The 18,353-nt window shown below is 71.7% G+C and carries 17 protein-coding genes; 8 read left to right on the top strand and 9 right to left on the bottom strand.

Features of this window, described 5'->3' with window-relative positions:
- Window positions 1–10 precede the first annotated feature (10 nt).
- The 7 genes from SH587_RS02920 to SH587_RS02890 form a co-directional block, all read right to left on the bottom strand.
- The gene (locus tag SH587_RS02920) at window positions 11–1,609 is read right to left on the bottom strand and encodes an ABC transporter substrate-binding protein (protein WP_320669060.1); all 1,599 of its coding nucleotides are present in this window, start codon (window positions 1,607–1,609) and stop codon (window positions 11–13) included.
- A gap of 112 nt (window positions 1,610–1,721) precedes the next feature.
- A complete protein-coding gene (locus SH587_RS02915) occupies window positions 1,722–2,786 on the bottom strand; it encodes an ABC transporter permease (RefSeq protein ID WP_320669059.1) in 1,065 nt (354 codons plus the stop codon).
- Window positions 2,783–3,772, bottom strand: a complete 990-nt coding sequence (locus SH587_RS02910) for an oligopeptide/dipeptide ABC transporter ATP-binding protein (RefSeq protein ID WP_320669058.1) — start codon at window positions 3,770–3,772, stop codon at window positions 2,783–2,785. Before SH587_RS02910 ends, SH587_RS02915 begins: the two co-directional genes overlap by 4 nt.
- Window positions 3,753–4,730: an ABC transporter ATP-binding protein gene (locus tag SH587_RS02905; protein ID WP_320669057.1), complete on the bottom strand. Its 978-nt coding sequence runs from the start codon at window positions 4,728–4,730 to the stop codon at window positions 3,753–3,755. The genes SH587_RS02910 and SH587_RS02905 overlap by 20 nt, the downstream gene beginning before the upstream one ends.
- Entirely contained in the window at window positions 4,730–5,605 is an 876-nt protein-coding gene (locus tag SH587_RS02900; protein ID WP_320669056.1) for an ABC transporter permease, read from the bottom strand. Before SH587_RS02900 ends, SH587_RS02905 begins: the two co-directional genes overlap by 1 nt.
- Entirely contained in the window at window positions 5,602–6,258 is a 657-nt protein-coding gene (locus SH587_RS02895; protein WP_320669055.1) for a cysteine hydrolase family protein, read from the bottom strand. The genes SH587_RS02900 and SH587_RS02895 overlap by 4 nt, the downstream gene beginning before the upstream one ends.
- A 27-nt stretch (window positions 6,259–6,285) precedes the next feature.
- Window positions 6,286–7,770: an ABC transporter substrate-binding protein gene (locus SH587_RS02890; protein ID WP_320669054.1), complete on the bottom strand. Its 1,485-nt coding sequence runs from the start codon at window positions 7,768–7,770 to the stop codon at window positions 6,286–6,288.
- Between the two features lie 444 nt (window positions 7,771–8,214).
- On the opposite strand from SH587_RS02890, the gene SH587_RS02885 reads away from it, so the two are divergent.
- The 5 genes from SH587_RS02885 (at window position 8,215) to SH587_RS02865 (ending at window position 13,112) form a co-directional block, all read left to right on the top strand.
- Window positions 8,215–8,937 (top strand): isochorismatase family protein, encoded by a 723-nt coding sequence (locus tag SH587_RS02885; protein ID WP_320669053.1) that lies wholly within the window; start codon window positions 8,215–8,217, stop codon window positions 8,935–8,937.
- Window positions 8,938–9,074: 137 nt separating this feature from the next.
- Window positions 9,075–10,253 (top strand): dipeptidase, encoded by a 1,179-nt coding sequence (locus SH587_RS02880; protein ID WP_320669052.1) that lies wholly within the window; start codon window positions 9,075–9,077, stop codon window positions 10,251–10,253.
- Window positions 10,253–11,704 carry a dihydropyrimidinase gene (hydA, locus tag SH587_RS02875; protein ID WP_320669051.1) on the top strand — a complete coding sequence of 484 codons (1,452 nt, stop codon included), beginning with the start codon at window positions 10,253–10,255 and terminating at the stop codon, window positions 11,702–11,704. The genes SH587_RS02880 and hydA overlap by 1 nt, the downstream gene beginning before the upstream one ends.
- Complete coding sequence (locus SH587_RS02870) at window positions 11,694–12,365, top strand: RraA family protein (protein ID WP_320669050.1); 672 nt, start codon at window positions 11,694–11,696, stop codon at window positions 12,363–12,365. Before hydA ends, SH587_RS02870 begins: the two co-directional genes overlap by 11 nt.
- Before the next feature lie 78 nt (window positions 12,366–12,443).
- Window positions 12,444–13,112 (top strand): RraA family protein, encoded by a 669-nt coding sequence (locus SH587_RS02865; RefSeq protein ID WP_320669049.1) that lies wholly within the window; start codon window positions 12,444–12,446, stop codon window positions 13,110–13,112.
- Here SH587_RS02865 and SH587_RS02860 read toward each other — a convergent pair.
- Window positions 13,097–13,858, bottom strand: a complete 762-nt coding sequence (locus tag SH587_RS02860; protein ID WP_320669048.1) for an aspartate/glutamate racemase family protein — start codon at window positions 13,856–13,858, stop codon at window positions 13,097–13,099. The genes SH587_RS02865 and SH587_RS02860 overlap by 16 nt on opposite strands.
- Before the next feature lie 119 nt (window positions 13,859–13,977).
- On the opposite strand from SH587_RS02860, the gene SH587_RS02855 reads away from it, so the two are divergent.
- Window positions 13,978–15,162: an acetamidase/formamidase family protein gene (locus SH587_RS02855; RefSeq protein ID WP_320669047.1), complete on the top strand. Its 1,185-nt coding sequence runs from the start codon at window positions 13,978–13,980 to the stop codon at window positions 15,160–15,162.
- A complete protein-coding gene (locus tag SH587_RS02850) occupies window positions 15,149–16,375 on the top strand; it encodes an amidohydrolase family protein (protein ID WP_320669046.1) in 1,227 nt (408 codons plus the stop codon). The genes SH587_RS02855 and SH587_RS02850 overlap by 14 nt, the downstream gene beginning before the upstream one ends.
- A 10-nt stretch (window positions 16,376–16,385) precedes the next feature.
- On the opposite strand, the gene SH587_RS02845 is transcribed toward SH587_RS02850, so the two are convergent.
- Complete coding sequence (locus tag SH587_RS02845) at window positions 16,386–16,874, bottom strand: RidA family protein (protein WP_320669045.1); 489 nt, start codon at window positions 16,872–16,874, stop codon at window positions 16,386–16,388.
- 172 nt (window positions 16,875–17,046) lie between these two features.
- On the opposite strand from SH587_RS02845, the gene SH587_RS02840 reads away from it, so the two are divergent.
- The gene (locus SH587_RS02840) at window positions 17,047–18,342 is read left to right on the top strand and encodes an NAD(P)/FAD-dependent oxidoreductase (RefSeq protein WP_375341720.1); all 1,296 of its coding nucleotides are present in this window, start codon (window positions 17,047–17,049) and stop codon (window positions 18,340–18,342) included.
- Window positions 18,343–18,353 lie beyond the last annotated feature (11 nt).

Raw genomic sequence — 18,353 nt, 5'->3', positions numbered from 1 at the left:
CCCGGCCCTCTCACTTGACGGTCAGGTCGGAGGGCACGAGCTCGCCCTGCGGGCGGACGCCGAGACCGCTGACGCCGTCGCGGAAGGCCCAGATCGACTTGTCGTCGGTCAGGTAGACGACGGGCGCCTGGGTGACCGCGAGCGTCGACAGCTTCGCGTAGAGCGCGTCGCGCTCGGTCGTCGACGTCGCCTCGCGGGCCTTCGCGAGCGTCGCGTCGTACTCCTCGTTCTTGAACCCGAACGTGTTGTTGGTGCCGGTCGAGGCCAGGAAGTACGTGCCGATCCAGGTCGGATCGCTGAGGATGTTGCCCTCGCTGTAGATCGCCGACTGGTAGTTGCCGCCGTTGTAGGCCTCGAAGAAGTCGGCGCTGCCGGCGACGTTCTTGAGCGTGACCTTGATGCCGACCTTGCCGAGCATCGACTGCAGCACCGGCGCGAGCTGGCTGACGACCGGGCCCGGGCGGACGGCGCTGTAGATCATGTCGAGCGAGAAGCCGTTGGGGTACCCGGCCTCCGTCAGCAGCTGCTTGGCCTTCTCGACGTCGGCGGTGATCTCGACGTCGGACTTCGGCATCTGGAGGAACTGGGTGAAGCCGTACTTGGCCGGCGCCGCGAAGCCGCCGTAGACCGACTTGACCAGCGCGTCGCGATCGATGGCCATCGAGACCGCCTGGCGGACGCGAACGTCCTTGAAGCGCGGATCCTTCTCGTTCAGCACGAGCAGGTCGCGGTTGAGCGATGCGCAGGGCGTCACCTTCACGCCGCTGCTCGACTGCAGGGTGGTGTACTCGTCGTAGGAGAGCCGCGCCGCGTAGTCGGCGTCACCGGACTGCAGCAGCTGCGTGCGCACCGACGCCTCCGGCACCTTGCGCAGCACGAGCGTGTCGATGTTGCCGCGAGGGCCCGTGTAGTGCGGGTTCTGGCTCATCACGATCTCGCTGCTCGCCGTGAAGCTGTCGAGCTTCCAGGGACCGAAGTCGGCGATGTGCGTCGCCAGCCACTTCGACGCCCACGGGTCCTTCTTCGTGGCGTGCTTCTTCGCCTCGCGGCTGTCGAAGATCGGCATCGTGTTGTTGCCGAGCAGCGGGACCGCGTACGGGAACGGCTCCTTCAGGTGCACGTCGACGGTCTTCTCGTCGACGATCGAGATCATGCGCTTGACGTCGAAGCGACCGTTGACGCCCATCGCGTCGGCCATGAAGGGCGCGAGCGCGAACGAGCGCTCGACGCTCCACTTGACGTCCTCGGCGCTGAGCTTGTTGCCGTACTGGCTGCCGGTGTCCTTCAGCGACAGCGTGATCGTCTTCTTGTCGCGGGACAGCTTCCACGAGTCGACGAGCGTGCCGACCACGTCGTCGTTGGTCGGGACCTGCTCGCAGCCGCGGCCGGCGACCTTGTCGACGTCGTAGTCGATCAGCGTCGACTTGCGGGCGACGAGCATCCAGCGCGTCGCGTCACCGGTGAACGGGAACGCGTCGACGCTCGCCGGGACGTCGGGGACCGCGTAGACGAACGTGCGCTTCCCGGCCTTCCCGCCGCTCGCGGTCGAGCCGCTCGTCCCGGCGGTCGCGTCCGAGTCCCCGCTGCCGCCGCCGCAGCCTACGAGCACCGTTCCCAGCACCGTCAAGACCGCGGCCAACCGGACAGATCTGAATGACCTCATTGGTACCTCCGAGTGGATGTGTTGCGGGACGCCCCGATGACTCGGGGATCGACGCGCTTCACCCGATCCGAATCCGCGGATCGAGCGCCATGATGAGCACGTCGAGCGCCAGGTAGACGAACAGCGTCAAGATCCCGACGAAGAGCACGAAGCCCTGGATGACGGGGATGTCCCCCTTGAGCACACCGGCGAGCGCCCACGAGCCGACGCCGGGCCAGGAGAAGACCGTCTCGATGATCGCGACGCCGCCCAGCAGCGAGCCGAACAGCAGCGCCGCGAAGGTCAGGATCGGCGTCCGCGCCGAGTGCGACGCGTAGCGGATCGCCGTCCGCTCGCGGAGGCCGATCGCCCGCGCGAACTCGACCTGCGGCGAGGCGAGCGACTGCGTCATCGAGCTGCGAACGGTCTTCGCGAAGTACGAGCTGAAGAAGATCCCCAGCGTGAGGACGGGGAGGATCGCGTGGACGGCGATCGACCCGACGGCGCCCCAGCTCCCGGTCACGATCGCGTCGATCACGAGCGAGCCCGTCTTGTCGGGCGGCCGCACGTCGGACGTCGAGAGCGCGCCGATCGGCGCCGGGGCGAGACGCAGCTCGAAGTAGAGGAACAGCGTCAGCAGCAGCCCCATGAAGAAGTCGGGGATCGACTGGGTCGTCGTGATCACGAACGACATCAGCCGGTCGGGCAGCCGCCGACGGAAGTAGGCGGCGATCCCGCCGATCACCGTCCCCATCAGGACCGCCAGCAGGATCCCGGGGATGATCAGCACCAGCGAGTTCGGCAGCAGCTGCAGGATCTGCTTCATCACCGGCTGGTTGGTGGTGAACGAGTTGCCGAGATCGCCCTGGAGGACCGCGCCGACGTAGTCGAAGTAGCGGTGCAGCAGCGGCTGGTCGAGCCCGAGCTCGGCGTGGACCCTCGCGACCTGGTCGGGCGTCGCGTAGTCGCCGAGGATCAGGTAGGCCGGATCGCCGGGGATCAGCGACACGAGCAGGAACGAGAGCGTGATCAGGACCAGCAGCGCCGGCGGGATCACCAGCAGCCTCCGGAGCAGGAAGCTCCAGATCGGGTTCTTGCGCTTGACGGGCGTGCCGACTCGCACGCTGGGCGTGGCGGTGCTCATCCTCGTCCTCCGATCGCAGTCGTCGGCGCCGCGGTCTCCGCGCCGACCCGGATGCACGCCGCCTGGTGGTCGTGGCCGACCGCCGTCAGCGGCGGCGGCGCCGACGAGCAGGCGTCGATCGCCAACGGGCAGCGACCGACGAGCGGGCAGCCCGGCGGCAGCGCCGTCGGGCTGGGGATGTCGCCCTGCAGCGGGTAGTGGGGCAGTTCGTCGTCGGGGTCGGTCGACAGCGCCGCCGACAGGAGCGCCCGGGTGTAGGGGTGCTTCGGGCGCTCGATCACCTCGGCGGTCGGCCCGATCTCGACCACCCGGCCGAGGTACATGACCGCCGTCCGCCGGCAGAAGTAGCGGACGGTCTGGATGTCGTGCGAGATGAACAGGTAGGCGAGCCCGAGCCGCTCCTGCAGCTCGGCGAGCAGCTCGAGCATCGCCGCGCGGACCGTCAGGTCCAGCGACGAGGTCGGCTCGTCGAGGACGACGAAGCGCGGCTGCGCGACGATCGCGCGGGCGATGCCGACGCGCTGCTGCTGGCCGCCGCTGAGGTCGCCCGGGCGGCGGTCGAGGAACTCGGCCGGGAGACGCACCGACTCGAGCGCCTCCAGCACCTTGGCCCGCCGCTCCGCGCGGCTCAGCTGCGGCGCGAAGTTGACCAGCGGCTCGGCGATGATGGCGCCGATCGTCAGTCGCGGGTTGAGCGACTCGAACGGCTCCTGGAAGACCGCCTGGAAGCCGGCGCGCGCCTTCCGCAGCCGGGCCGGGTCGAGCGAGGCGAGGTCGGATCCGTCGAAGCTGACGACGCCCTCGTCGGGGTCGAGCAGCCGGATCGCGAGCCGACCGACGGTCGACTTCCCCGAGCCGCTCTCGCCGATCAGGCCGACCGTCTCGCCTTCGGTGATCTCGAGGTCGACGCCGTTGACGGCGAAGACCGAGTGGCCGCCCGCGCTCCGGAAGGTCTTCGTCAGCCGTTCAATTCTGAGCAGCGACATAGGCCGCTCCCTCCTGCACGGGGTGGTGACATGCGACGTCGCGCTGGCGGACCTCGGTCGCGGCGGGTGCCTCCGTCAGGCAGCGATCGGTGACGCTGTCGCAGCGGGCCGCGTACGGGCAGCCGACCGGGTAGTCGACGAGGTCGGGCAGCGTGCCGCGCAGGCCCTGGATGCGGCGGTCCGGACGCGGCACCGCCCGCAGCAGCGCCGCGGTGTAGGGGTGGGCGGGGTTGCGGAAGACGTCGCGCACCGCGCCCTTCTCGACCACCTTGCCGGCGTACATCACGACCACCGCGTCGCAGTAGTGCGCGACGACGCCGAGGTCGTGGGTGACGAGCAGCATCGACCGCTCGCCGCCGGCGAGCATCTGCCGGATCAGGTCGAGGATCTGGCGCTGAACCGTGACGTCGAGCGCCGTGGTCGGCTCGTCGGCGATCACGAGCGCCGGGTCGAGCGCCATCGCCATCGCGATCAGCACCCGCTGCGCCATGCCGCCGGAGAGCTGGTGGGCGTAGCCCTCGAGGACCCGCTCCGGACCGGCGATCCCGGTGTCGGAGAGCTTGCTCAGCGTCAGCGCGCGGATCTCGGCACGCGAGGTGCGCGGCCGATGGGCGCGGATCAGGTTCGCGAACTGCTTCTCGATCGACAGCACCGGGTTCAGCGACGCGAACGGCTGCTGGCCGACGAACCCGATCCCGGCGCCGAGCAGCTTGCGGCGCTCGCGCTGGTGCATCGCCAGCAGGTCGCGGCCCTGGAAGGTGGCCGTGCCGCCGACGACCTTGCCCGGAGGGCGGACGAGGCCGATCAGCGAGCGAACCGTCACGGACTTGCCGCAGCCCGACTCGCCGACGACGCCGATCAGGCGGCCCTCGGGGACGCCGAACGAGACGCCGTTGACCGCATGGACCACGCCGCGGCGGGTGTGGAACTCGGTACGCAGGTCAGAGATCTCGAGCATCAGCTCCTCCTAGCGGCGGGGTAGAACAGGTGCTCGAGGCCGTCGGCGATGAGGTTGAAGCTCATCACCGCGACGAACACGGCGATTCCGGGGAAGGTCGCCATCCACCACTGCCCCTGGGCCATGTTCTGGGCCCCGTCCTGGATCATCGATCCCCAGGTCGGCTCGGGCGGCGAGAAGCCGAGCCCGAGGAAGTTCAGGGCGGCGATGACGATGATCGAGTTGGCGGCGACCAGCGACGCCTGGACGAGCACGATCCCGTACGCGTTGCGCAGGATGTGGTTGACGAGGATCCGCGAGCGCGACGAGCCGAGCGCGACCGCCGCCTCGACGAAGCGCATCTCGCGCAGGCTGATCGCCTCGCCGCGAACGAGCCGCGTGAAGCGCGGGACGTTGACGACGGCGATCGCGCCGATGATGACGATCGCGCCGCCGCCCATCAGCTGGACGATCACGATCGCGATCACGATCGTCGGCAGCGCCTGGACGACGTCGACGACGCGCATGAACCGCTCGCCCCACTTGCCCGACGCCGCGAACAGCCCGAGCGGCACGCCGAGCACGACCGAGACCATCGTCGAGGCGAGCGCCAGCGGGATGTCGCGGCGGGCCGAGTAGATCGTCCGCGAGAAGACGTCGAAGCCGACGCGATCGGTGCCGAACCAGTGCCCGCCGCCCGGCTCCTTGAGAGTGTCGGCGATCGTCGGGCTGAGCGGGTCGAACGGCAGCGGGGCGACGAACGCCGCGGCCAGCATCAGCAGCAGGATCACGCAGCCGGCGATCAGGCCGCCGTGGTGGCGGGCCTCGGCGAGCAGCTCGCGGAAGGCCGCCGACCGCGACGGGCCCGAAAGCGCCGAGGACGCCGGAGCGCTCATCCTCGACCCCAGATCTCGCTCAGCGTCTGCAGCGTGCAGTGGTCGTGGCGGGCCCGCAGGACCCGCAGCTCGGCCTCGTGCAGCTGCTCGTCGTTGCTGTCGACGCAGTCCTCGACGAGGACGTTGTAGAAGTCGCGCTGCGCCGCGTCCCGGATCGTCATCGAGACGCAGCCCGGCGTCGCCGTGCCGACCACGACCACCGTCTCGACGCCGGCCGCGCGCAGCGTCAGCTCGAGATCGGTGCCGTGGAAGGCGCTCGGACGGCGCTTCGTGACGACCAGCTCGCCCGGCTCCGGGCGGCAGTCGTCGCAGAACTCCGTCTCCCACGTCCCCTCCACGCTCAACGTGGAGGGATCGACGCGCGAGACCCGCGCGAGCGACCGCAGCCAGGCCGGCGACGAGCTGGCCGCGCCGGGCAGGTTGGCGACCCGCACGTGCGCGATCAGCACGCCGGCGGCCCGAGCGGTGGCGATCGCCGCGCCGCAGCGCGGTGCGATCGCCGCCACGCGGGAGACCGCCTGGCCGTCGCGCCCCATCGCGCCGCCCGACTCGACCGCTCCGCGCTGCATGTCGATCACGACCAGCGCGCAGCGGTCAGGGGTCAGCAGCTCCTCGAGGGTGTCGAGCGTCTGCCGTCCTGCGATCTCTCGCATCTCGAGCCTCCTTCGCTCCTTCGCCGCCTACTTGACCGACAGGTCCGACGGCACGTACTCGCCCTGCGGCCGGGCTCGGTACCCGGTCACGCCCTGGGCGAGCGGCGCGGCCGAGACCTGGTCGACCAGCGGCACCAGCGGCATCTCGTCGACGATGACCTCCGCCATCTTCTGCAGCTGCGGGCCCTGCTCGGCCCCCGGCGTCAGCCCCTTCGCCTGCTCGAGCGTCGAGTCGAACAGCTTGCTGCTGTAGCCGAAGCTGTTGTCGTTGCCGCCCGTGGCCAGGAAGGTCGATGCGGCGTAGGTCGGGTCGCTGAGCGGGCTGCCCTCGCTGTAGAGGACCGCCTGGTACTTGCCCTGCGAGTAGTTGGTGTAGAAGTCCGCGCTGCCGGCGACGTTCTTCAGCTTCAGCTTGATGCCGACCTTCTGGAGCATCGCCTGGAGCACCGGCGCCGACTGGTGGACGACCGAGCCGGGACGCACGTCGCTGTAGAGCAGCGTCAGCTCGAGCCCGTTCGGGTAGCCGGCCTCGGCCAGCAGCTTCTTGGCCGCGTCGGGGTCGTAGGTCAGCTGCTTGTCGGCCGGCGGCTTCGGGAAGGCCAGGTGCTGCGAGAGACCGAGCGTGGCCGGCGAGCCGAAGCCGTGGTAGGCCGACTGGACCAGCGCAGCGCGGTCGATCGCCATCGAGATCGCCCGCCGGACCTCGGTCTTGCCGAGCGCCGGATCCTTGTGGTTCAGGATCAGGAAGTCGCGGTTCGGGACGACGCACTTCTTCTGCGTGACCGAGCCGCTGTCCGCCAGCTGGGCGTACTCGTCGTAGGAGAGCCGGGTCGCGATCTGGGCGTCACCGGCCTGCAGCAGCTGGGTGCGGACCGACGCGTCGGGGACGGCGCGCATCACCAACCGCTTGACGTTGCCGCGCTCGCCCGTGTAGCCGGGGTTCGGGACGAAGACGACCTCGCTGCCGGGCGTGAAGCTCTGCAGCTTCCAGGGGCCGAAGTCGGCGGTGTGGGTCGCCATCCACTTCGTCGACCACGGGTCCTTCTTGGTCGCGTGCTTCTTCGCCTCGGTGCTGTCCCACACCATCAGCAGGTTGTTGGTCAGCAGGGCGACCTCGAACGAGAACGGCTTGGTGACGTTGATGCGGATCGTCTTGTCATCGACGACGTCGACGAAGTTCTCGAGGTCGTAGTGGCCGTTCTTGCCGAGCGTGTTGCTCATGAACGACCCGAGCGCGAGGATCCGCGCGAAGCTCCACTTGACGTCCTTGGCCGTCAGCGGGTTGCCGTAGGCGCTCTTGGTGTCGCGCAGCTTGAGCGTGATCACCTTGCGATCGCCGCTGACCGTGTAGGAATCCGCGAGCGAGCCGACGACATCGGCGCTCGAGGCGACCTTGTCGCAGCCGTCGCCGGGCAGCTTGGTGTCGTAATCGATCAGCTGGGACTTCAACGTGATGTTGAGCCAGCGGGTGGCGTCGCCGCCGTAGGGGAACGAGTCGAGGATGGTCGGCACGCCGGTGACCGCATACACGAGCGTGCCGTCACCCTTGCCGGCTGGACCGGAGCTGTCGTTGTTCCCTGAAGCGGTGGTATCGGACGTTGCCGAACCAGATCCGCAGGCGGCCAGGACGACGGCGGCCAACGCGGCGCACAAGCCCGCGAGAATGACGTTGTACCGCGCAAACGCATGAGGCTTCATCGGTGGTATCTCCGTGGGTGGCGGGCATCGCTTGCTCCCGCGATCGGCGCTTCGTCCCGCGGCCCGCAAGGCGGTGCTCGGAACGCGTTCCACCCTCTGCGACCGGCCATCTCGCGGCAATCGGACAAAATCCAATCGCCACCGGGAGGTCTCGCTCCAGGCACAGTTGTCGCGGTACGAAGCCGCGAGTGACACTGCCGCCGAGCGACGGCACCGCCGACGTTCGAGCCTTTTCTCGACCACGAAGGAGTGCGGGCGATGTCCGACACCACGGCAGTGCCGACGCCGGACCTCGAGGAGGTCCAGGAGGCGCTCAAGAAGGTCTTCGCCTACAACGAAGCGATCTACCACGAGCGCGGTTTCCTCAAGAAGCGGATCGGGCCCGGTGCCTGGCCGGCGATCCTCGTGATCGACCTCGCTCACGCCTGGACCGAGCCGGGGTACTCGTTGTCGTGCGACAACATGGAAGAGGTCATCGACAACACCAACCGGCTGCTGGCCGTCGGCCGCGAGAAGGGCGTTCCGATCGTCTTCACGACGATGGGTTACCGGGTCGTCGAGGGGCACAACAGCGACTCCGGCATCGAGCAGCTCAAGTCACCGATCCACGAGCTCAAGATCGGCAACCGCGAGATCGAGATCGACGAGCGCCTCGGCATGCGCGAGGACGAGCAGTTCATCATGAAGAAGTACGCGAGCGGCTTCGCGGGCACCAACCTGGCGAGCTTCCTGACCGCGGCCGGCGTCGACACGGTCATCGTGACCGGCGTCACCGCGTCGGCCTGCGTGCGAGCGACGACCGTCGACGCGTTCAGCGCCGGCTTCCGCCCGATCGTCCCGCGCGAGTGCGTCAGCGATCGGATCGCCGGCGCCGTCGAGTGGAACCTGTTCGACATCGACGCCAAGTTCGGTGACGTCGAGTCGCTCGACAGCGTCGAGCGCTACCTCCAGGGCCTGCCCGTCCGGCGTCCGCAGGCGTGACGCAGGCCGCCGGGCGGGGCGCCTCGTGCTCCCGCCCGGCGCGGCGCCACCCGGCCCGCGTCGAGCGCCGGCCCTCTTGAAGACCCAGCCCAGACCGGCGTCCGCTCGCGTCTGAGGCGACGAACGGATCGTTTGCGATGAGTCACCCGAACCCCACCAGGCCCCTCCCCCACGAGAACCGGCCCTCCCACTGGCCGTTCCCGCTCGACGCGGCCCAGGAGGCGCGCGCGGCCACCCTCCACGCCGACAGCGTCATCTGCGACATGTGGTTCGTCGCGCCGCTCGGTCCGACGGCCTTCCCGCCCGCGTTGACCGCCGAGGTCGAGGCCTTCTGGGAGGCGTCCGGCGACGCGTCGCTGATGTTCGCCGAGTGCGACGCGCTGATCGCCCACCGCGCGGCGCGCGGCCAGCTCGACGCCTACCGCGAGGGCTGGGACGCCTCCGGCATCACCGTCGGCCAGTGCTGGCTGGAGCTGGCCTCGGTCGAGGAGCTGATCCGCTTCGCGGGGGGCGCGCAGGCGCTGTTCGACAACCTGCCGTGGATGCGCAAGGCGCTGTGCGCCGCCGACATCCGCGAGGCGAAGCGGCGCGGCGAGCACGCCGCCTTCCTCTACAGCGAGAGCATCTCGCCGATCCGGCCCGACCTGCGGATCATCGACTCGATGTGGGGGCTCGGGCTGCGGATGCTGCAGCTGACCTACTCGACCGATGCCGTCGGCGGCGACTGCACCGCCCCGGCGCACGTCGGGCTCAGCGCCTTCGGCGAGCGCGTGATCCGGCGCGCCAACGATCTCGACCTCCTGCTCTGCGTCAGCCACTCCAACGAGACGACGACGCTCGACGCCTGCCGCGTCTCGACCGCCCCGCTGGTCGCCTCCCACACCTGCGCCGCCGCGCTCCATCCGCACCCGCGCGCGAAGAGCGACGACGAGCTGCGCGCGATCGCCCAGACCGGCGGCGTCGTCGGGGTCAACGCGATCCCCTGGTTCCTCTCGGCCACCGCCGGGGCGACGATCGAGACGATGCTCGACCACGTCGACTACATCTGCGACCTGATCGGCTGGCAGCACGTCGGGATCGGGACCGACTGGCCGCTGCAGGCCCCCATGTCGGTGATCGAGTCGGCCTTCCGGCAGTGGGTCAGCGGCCCGCTCGGGCCGCGTCCCGACGACCTCCTCTTCCTCCCCGGCCTCGCCGACTGCCGCGACTTCCCGAACATCACGCGCGGCCTCGTCGCCCGCGGCTACGACGACGAGCAGATCCGCGGGATCCTCGGCGAGAACTTCCTGCGCGTCTTCGAGGCGGTCGTCGGCTGATGACCGGAGCGCCTCCCACCGGCTCGCTGCTGATCCGCGGCGGTCGCGTCGTCAACTCCGACGACGAGCGCGACGCCGACGTGCTCGTCGAGGACGGGACGATCACGGCGATCGGCACGGCGATCGGCACCCGCGCCGATCGCGTCGTCGACGCCTCGGGCCTGTACGTGCTGCCCGGCGCGATCGACCCCCACACCCACATCGACCTCGACTACGCCGGTTCGCGCACGGTCGACGACTTCACCGTCGCGACCGCCGGCGCCGCCGTCGGTGGAACGACCTGCGTGATCGACTTCGCGATGCAGGAGCCCGGGGCCAGCTGCGGTGCGGCGCTCGCGACCTGGCACGGGAAGCTGGAGCGGACGCCCCCGCTGGTCGACGTCGGCTTCCACATCGCGCTCAGCGAGTTCGACGGCGACCGGACGCCGGCCGAGCTGGTCGAGGTCGCCGGTCAGGGGGTCACCAGCTTCAAGCTGTTCATGGCCTACAAGGACGACGTCATGGTCGACGACCAGGCGCTCTTCCGGACCCTCCAGATCGCGCGCGAGCAGCGCTGCCTGACGATGGTCCACGCCGAGAACGGCGACGCGATCGACGTGCTCGTCCGGCAGGCGCTCGCCGCCGGCCACCGCGAGACGATCTGGCACGCGCGGACGCGCCCGCCGCTGACCGAGTCGGAGGCGACCGCCCGCGCGATCGCCCTGGCGCGGGTCGCCGAGGCGCCGCTCTACGTGGTCCACGTCTCCTGCCGCGAGGCGCTCGACGCGATCGTCGCCGCGCGCCGGGCCGGCGCCGCCGTCTGGGGCGAGACCTGCCCCCAGTACCTGACGATCGACAGCACCTGGCTCAAGCGCGAGGACGGCGCCAAGTACGTCTTCGCCCCGCCGCCGCGGACGCCCGCCGACCAGGAGGCGCTGCTGCGCGGCCTCGCGCAGCGCGACCTGCAGGCGTTCGGCAGCGACCACTGCCCGTACCAGTACGAGACGGAGAAGGCGCTCGCGCCGGACTTCGCGACGATCCCGAGCGGCGGACCGACGATCGAGCATCGGCTCCAGGTGCTGTGGCACCTGGGCGTCAACGGCGGCCGCCTCTCCCCCAGCGACGTGGTCGACCTCGCCGCGACCACGCCGGCGCGGCTCTTCGGCCTGCCGCGCAAGGGCGCGGTCGCCGTCGGCGGCGACGCCGACCTCGTGCTGTGGGACGGCTCGCGCGAGCTGGAGCTCTCCGCCACCACCCACCGCTCGCGCGCCGACCACTCGATGTTCGAGGGGATGACGGTGCGCGGGGCCGCGCACTCGGTCTTCGTCCGCGGGCGCCCGGTGGTCGAGGACTTCGACGTCGTCGGCGAGCCCGGGCTCGGCCGATTCGTCGCGCGCGAACGCTTCACGCCCCCGACAACCAACCGGCGGAGCGTCGCTCCGACCGCTCCCAGGAGATCAGATGGCCACTGAGAGAACCACCCCGCCCGCTGAGCTGGCTCAACGCTACCTCAAGGTCTACACGGCGATCGTCGCCGACGTGCTCGACCAGCTCGACCTGCGCACGCAGGCGCTGCCGAGCGAGCTCGTGCCGCTGAAGCCGGGGATGAAGCTCGCCGGCCCCGCTTACGTCTGCGAGGGCAAGCCGAAGCCGGACGCCGACTTCGAGGCCTCGATGCGGAAGATGCTCAACTGGCTCGAGTCGGTGCCGGCCCACGCCGTCGCCGTCTACAAGAGCCACGGCGACGGCAGCGCGCACTTCGGTGACATGTCGGCCAGCTCGCTGCTGGCGCGCGGCTGCACCGGCGCGCTGATCGACGGCGGCTGCCGCGACGTCGAGATGGTGCTCGAGTCGGGCATCCCGGTCTTCACCCGCTACCGCAACCCGCAGGACTGCGTGCCGCGCTGGGACCTGGTCGAGTGGGGCCACGCGGTCCAGATCGGCGACGTCACCGTCACCAGCGGCGACTACGTCTTCGCGGACGCCGACGGGGTCGTGGTGATCCCCGCCGCGCTGACCGAGGAGGTGCTCGAGCGGGCCGAGAAGATGGTCGCGACCGAGCGCGAGATCCGCGAGAAGGTCGTCGGCGGCGAGACCCCGACGACGCTCTACGACGAGTACGGGATCTTCTAGCCCCGAGCTGGTGCCCGAGACGGCGGCGGCCGCCGACCCCGACGACCGCCGCCGCAGCCGACCTGAGGGAGTCCCGCAGTGACCCAGACCGCCATCGCGCACACCGAGCTCGTCAAGCGCTTCGAGGCCGTGTACACCTCGACGCTGTCCGACGTCCTCGACGAGCTCGGGCACACCGAGCAGTGCCTCTCCCCGTCGATCGCGCCGCTGAGACCGGGCATGCGGCTCGCCGGCCCGGCGTTCGTCGCCGAGGGCCGTCCGAGCACCGGCCTGGAGTACCAGAGCTCGATGCGGCGGATCCTCGAGTGCCTCCAGGCCGTCCCCGCGCGCAGCGTCGCCGTCTACAAGTCGCACGACGGCGACTCCGCGCAGCTCGGCGACCTCGCCGCGACGTCGCTGATCGCGCGCGGGTGCGCCGGCGTGATCACCGACGGCGGCTGCCGCGACGTCGCGATGGTGCTCGAGAGCGGCCTGCCGGTCTTCTGCCGCTTCCGCACCCCGCGCGACTGCACCCCGCGCTGGGACCTGCTCCGGTGGGGCCACTCGGTCGAGATCGGCGGCGTCACCGTCAACACCGGCGACTACCTCGTCGCCGATCACGACGGAACGGTGGTGATCCCGCACCAGCTTCGCGACGAGGTGCTCACGCGCGCGGAGGAGATCGTGCGGACCGAGCGCGCGATCCGCGTCGCGATCCGCGAGGGCCTCCCTCCGCTCGACGCGCTCGATCGCTACGGGATGTTCTGAGGCGCCGAGTAGACCGGCGCGAGGTCGTCGTAGCCGAGCAGGCGATCGACCTTGACGGGCGTCGCGTAGGAGTAGCGGTGGCTGGTCCGCAGACCGAGGCGGACCAGCGACGCCGCCAGCGTCACCGCGCACGGCAGGCCCGAGACGACGGGGACGCCGGTGTCGGCCTCCAGCCGGCGGGCGAGCGGGGTCATGATCGAGCCGGTGACCACGAGCACCTCCGCGAGGCGCTCCTCGATCTGCTCGCGCGCGACGGCGAGGAACGCGTCGTAGAGCCCGTCGCCGTCGTCGCCCATCATCCCGGTCGTCGTCGCCTCGACCGTCGCGATCGACGCCAGCCGGGCGTCGAGGCCCTTGGTCCGGACCAGCTGGTCGAGATAGGCGACGCTGGCCCGGCCCGTCGTCAGCAGCGAGTACCGCAGCCCGAGCGGCCAGGTGTAGAGCAGCGCCGCCTCGGCGATCCCGACGACCGGCTTGTCGGTCACCTGCCGCGCCGCGTCGAGCCCCGGGTCGACCCCGCAGGCGACGACGTAGGCGTCGTAGCGGTCGCGCTGCGCCGCCACCACGCGCGCGGTCTCGACCGCGGCGATCGTCATGTCGAGCAGCGTGTCGATGCCCTCCGCCCCGCCGCCGGCGGTCGCGAAGTCCAGCGCGAGACCGTCGCCGGCGAGCGACGCGCAGGCCTGCTCGATCGCGCTCGTCGCCTCGCGGGAGGCGTTGGAGTTGACGACCAGGATCTTGGGCACCCGGCCACGCTAGCCGCAGGGTCGCCGGCGGACCTTCGTAGCGGCTCCGAGGCTGCCCGCCGACCTTGCCCGATTGACGATGGGCCACGGACCACCGGTCGCCCAGACTGGCTAGCGCCGTGAAGCGCACCGAACAGCCTGCCGCGACGATCCACTTCGATCGCGCGCTCCCGCTCGCCGACACCCCCGGTGTCGGCCACAACCGCTGGCACCCGGAGATCTCGCCGGTGCTGACCGTCCGCCCCGGCGACGTCGTCGAGCTCGACGTGCGCGACGGGCTCGACGGCCAGATCAGCCCGGGGATGGACGCCCAGGCGATGCTCGCCCTGCTCGCGGGGACCGGCGGCGGGCGCGGGCTCCCGATGACCGGCCCGATCGCCGTCGACGGCGCCGAGCCGGGCGACCTGGTCGAGATCACGCTGCTGTCGTTCGAACCGTCGGCGACCGGCTGGACCGGCGTCTTCCCGGACTTCACCGTCCTCGGCCCGAGCCGCCTCGATCCGTTCCTCGTCACCTGGACCATCGAGGACGGCGTCGCCCGCACCGAGGCCGTCCCCGGGGTCGCGATCCCGGCCCGGCCGCTGCTCGGGCTCGTCGGCGTCGCCCCGTCGCGCGAGTCGCTGGCGCGGATCAACGAGGCCGAGGCGCGTTCCGCCGCGCGCGGTGGCGGCGGCAAGCGGCCGAGCGCCGAGGGGGCGGTCCCGGACCACGCCCCGATCGCCACCGACGGCCTCCATCCCGAGCCGTCGCGCCGGATCGGCGGCAACATCGACCTCAACCTGCTCGGCCTCGGCAGCCGGCTGCTGCTGCCGGTCGACGTGCCCGGAGCGCTCGTCTCGGTCGGCGACGCCCACTTCGCCCAGGGCGACGGCGAGAGCCTGGCGAGCGCGATCGAGGTCTCGGCCCGCGTGCGGCTCCGGCTCGACCTGCGCAAGGCCGAGGGCCTGGCCTGGAAGCCGACCCGCCCGGCCGTCGAGATCGACGACCGCACGCCGCTGCAGACCGGGCGCCGCTGGATCGCGACGACCGGCCTCAGCCTCGACGAGGCCGGCCGCGGCGACGCGCTCGACCTCTCGGCGGCGCTCCGGGGCGCGCTCGACGAGCTGGTCGGCTACCTCGTCGACGAGCGCGGCTTCGCGCCCGAGCAGGCGGCGGTGATCGTCGGGGTCGCGGCCGAGCTGCGGCTGAGCCAGGTCGTCAACCCGCCGAACGCGATGGTGACGGCGCTGCTGCCGCTCGAGATCTTCGACGCCTGCCCGCCGGAGGCGCAGCCGCGCCCGGGAGACGACGATGGCCGGCGCTGACCTGATCATCCACGGCGGGCCGCTGCTCGACGGCCGCACCGGCCGCTTCGACGACGGTCGCGCGGTCGTCGTCCGCGCCGGCCGCGTCGTCGAGCTCGTGCGCGAGGGCAGCCTGCCCGACGGCGGCGAGGTGCCGCTGCTCGACGTCGCCGGCGGCCACGTGACGCCGGGGCTGATCGATTCCCACTGCCACCTGATGGTCGCCTCGACGGCCGACCCCGACCACGAGCACGTCGCCGAGGCGATGGTCGAGGCGATCGCCACGGCCCGCGCGCTGCTCGCGGCCGGCATCACGACCGTCCGCGACACGGGCTCGCGGACCGTCGCGATCCACACGCTCAAGCGGGCGATCGAGAGCGGCCGCGTCCCCGGCCCGCGGCTGCTCGCGGCGGGCGTCAACGTGACCGGCGCGAGCGCACCGCGCGGGTGGCGCCAGGAGCTCGCCGACGGCCCCGACGACGTCCGCCGCCTGGTCCGCGAGATCCACGCCGCCGGGGCGGACCTGATCAAGCTGGTGCTGTCGCACGCGCCGAGCGAGGAACGCTGGAGGCGGGTCCACCGCTTCCTCGACGACGCCGAGATCGCCGCCGCGGCGGCCGAGGCGCGGGCGCTCGGCGTGCGGACCGGATGCCACTGCGAGGGCCTCCCGGCCGCGCGGGCGGCGGTCGCCTCCGGCGTCGACGTGATCGATCACGGGATCGGGCTCGACGACGCGGTCGTCGACGAGATGGTGCGGCGCGGAACGATCCTGGTGCCGACGCTGTGGGCCTTCTCGACCGAGACGCTGCGCGACTACGCGCGGACGCTGCCGCCCGAGGACGCCGACGACTACGAGGCCAACGTCGCCGCCGTCCACCGTCGCTCGTTCCAGCGCGCCCACGCCGCGGGCGTCACGATCGCGGCCGGCAGCGACCCGATGGTGGTCGGCTTCGCGCCCGACGTGCTCGTGCGCGAGGCCGTCGCGCTGCGCGGCGCCGGGCTGCCGGTCGCGGACGTCCTGCGGGCCCTGACGGCCAACGGCGCGGCGGCGCTCGGGCTCGACGGCGAGGTCGGCGTGCTGGAGCCGGGCGCGCGCGCGGACGTCGCGGTCTTCGCCGACGACCCGCGCCAGGACCTGCGGGCGCTGGCGACGCCGTCGCTCGTCCTCAAGGACGGCGTCGCGGTGCACGGGCGGCCGCAGCCGGAGCGCGCCGTCCCGGCCGGCAGTCGCTAGCTCCGGCGCGTCAGACGATCCGGCAGACGGCCTCGATCTCGACGGCCATCTGCATCGGCAGCGCGACGAAGCCGATCGCCGAGCGAGCGTGGATCCCCCGCTCCTCCCCGAACAGCTCGATCACGAGGTCGGAGAAGCCGTTGATCACCGACGGCTGCTGCTCGAAGTCCGGTGCGCTGTTGACCATCCCCAGCACCTTCAGCCAGCGCAGCCGCTCGAGGTCGATGCCGGCGTCGACCAGCGCGCGGAGATGGTTGAGCAGCGTCAGCTGGGCGGCGGCGGCCCCCGCCGCGACGTCGAGGTCGGCGCCGAGCTTGCCCTTGTAGCGCAGCTCGTTGCCCCAGAAGGGACCGGTGCCCGACAGGTAGAGCAGGTCGCCGTCGCGCGCGAAGTCGGGGACGGCCGTCTGCTGGTCGGGCGGGAAGACCGGCGCGGGCGGCAGCTCGAGGCCGCGCTGGGCGAGCCGCTCGAGGGTGGTGGTCTGGGCAGATGAGGTCATGCGTCCTCTCCGACGTGGTCGTGGGGATCGGCCGGGAACCCGGCGCCGGCCTAGCGTCCGGGACCGCGGCGGCGGCGGCACCTGTGAGAACCACGAACCGCGTCGGCGAGACTGGATCGAACGCGGCGGTCCGACCGCCCGCGATTCGCTTGGATGAACTCGTGCACCGGGTGTGCACGCCCCCGGGCCGAACGCGGCCCGGCGGTCCCTGGCGAAGGAGGAGGCTGCTGTGCGTGTCTGCGTCGTCGGCGGAGGCGTCATCGGCCTCTGCACCGCGTACTATCTTCGGGCCCGCGGCGCGGACGTCACGCTCGTCGAGCGCGACCGCTGCGGCCAGGCGACGTCCCGCGGCAACGGCGGCTGGATCACGCCGTCGCTCTCGGGGCCGATCGCCGGTCCGGGGGTGATCCTGCAGTCGCTCAAGTGGATGCTCGACCCGAGCAGCCCCTTCTACATCCGGCCGCGGCTCGACCCGAAGCTGGCCGCGTGGTGCGTGCGCTTCGCCCGCAACTGCACGTCGGCCCGCTACCGCGAGGGGATGCGCGTGATGCTCGAGTTCGGGGAGCGGACGCACGAGCTGTACGCCGACCTGGAGCGCGACGGGCTCGCGTTCGAGCACGAGCGGACCGGGCTGCTGTTCGTCGCCCAGTCCGAGGCCGGGCTGGCCGAGTTCGACCGCGAGTTCGCCGTGATGGAGAGCCTCGGCCACGACCCCGCCCTCCGCCGCCTCAGCGGCGCCGAGCTGCTGGAGCTGGAGCCGTCGCTCGACCCGTCGGTCGGCTTCGGGATGCTCGCCCAGCGCGAGGCCTGGGTGCGACCCGAGAGCCTCTGCGGCGCGCTCGCGGAGCGGCTGCGGTCGAGCGGCGTCGAGGTCCGCGAGCAGACGGCGATCGACCGGCTCGACCGCGACCGCGGCGGCTGGCGGGTCCGCGCCGGCGGCGAGACGATCGACTGCGACCGGCTCGTGATCGCCGCCGGCGTCTGGTCGCTGCCGCTCCTGGAGCGGCTCGGCCAGCGGATCCCGCTGCAGCCGGCGAAGGGCTACAGCATCACCGCCCACGGCAGCGGGACCGCGCCGCGGCACGCGCTCTACTTCGCCGAGTCGAAGGTCGGCGTGACGCCGTTCGCCGGCGGCGTGCGGCTGTCGGGCACGCTCGAGCTGACCGGGATGGACGACAGCCGCGACCGGCGGCGGATGGAGGCGATCGCCGACGGGACCGTCCGCTACCTGCGCGACTGGCGTCCGGAGCGGCGCGAGCTCGAATGGGCCGGACTGCGGCCGTACCTGCCCGACGCGCTGCCGGCGATCGGCCCGGTCCCCGGCGCGACCGGCGCCTTCGTCGCCACCGGCCACGGCATGTCGGGCATGACGCTCGGGCCCGCGACCGGCTCGGCCGTCGCCCAGATGGTCCTCGACGACGTCGTGCCGCGGACGTTGCTGCCGTTCCAGCTCGGGCGGCGCTACTAGCCCGGGCGCCG

This window comes from Patulibacter defluvii (assembly GCF_034096925.1).
Taxonomy (GTDB): domain Bacteria; phylum Actinomycetota; class Thermoleophilia; order Solirubrobacterales; family Solirubrobacteraceae; genus Patulibacter; species Patulibacter defluvii.
The sequence above is the reverse complement of the archived record's forward strand: the minus strand, read 5'-3'. Positions and strand labels throughout refer to the sequence as shown.

Bases quoted from the DNA above. Each gene is read 5' to 3' on its own strand.
- SH587_RS02915 (WP_320669059.1), bottom strand. From the start codon at position 2,786: ATGAGCACCGCCACGCCCAGCGTGCGAGTCGGCACGCCCGTCAAGCGC.
- SH587_RS02910 (WP_320669058.1), bottom strand. From the start codon at position 3,772: ATGTCGCTGCTCAGAATTGAACGGCTGACGAAGACCTTCCGGAGCGCG.
- SH587_RS02905 (WP_320669057.1), bottom strand. From the start codon at position 4,730: ATGCTCGAGATCTCTGACCTGCGTACCGAGTTCCACACCCGCCGCGGC.
- SH587_RS02900 (WP_320669056.1), bottom strand. From the start codon at position 5,605: ATGAGCGCTCCGGCGTCCTCGGCGCTTTCGGGCCCGTCGCGGTCGGCG.
- SH587_RS02895 (WP_320669055.1), bottom strand. From the start codon at position 6,258: ATGCGAGAGATCGCAGGACGGCAGACGCTCGACACCCTCGAGGAGCTG.
- SH587_RS02885 (WP_320669053.1), top strand. From the start codon at position 8,215: ATGTCCGACACCACGGCAGTGCCGACGCCGGACCTCGAGGAGGTCCAG.
- SH587_RS02880 (WP_320669052.1), top strand. From the start codon at position 9,075: ATGAGTCACCCGAACCCCACCAGGCCCCTCCCCCACGAGAACCGGCCC.
- hydA (WP_320669051.1), top strand. From the start codon at position 10,253: ATGACCGGAGCGCCTCCCACCGGCTCGCTGCTGATCCGCGGCGGTCGC.
- SH587_RS02870 (WP_320669050.1), top strand. From the start codon at position 11,694: ATGGCCACTGAGAGAACCACCCCGCCCGCTGAGCTGGCTCAACGCTAC.
- SH587_RS02850 (WP_320669046.1), top strand. From the start codon at position 15,149: ATGGCCGGCGCTGACCTGATCATCCACGGCGGGCCGCTGCTCGACGGC.
- SH587_RS02845 (WP_320669045.1), bottom strand. From the start codon at position 16,874: ATGACCTCATCTGCCCAGACCACCACCCTCGAGCGGCTCGCCCAGCGC.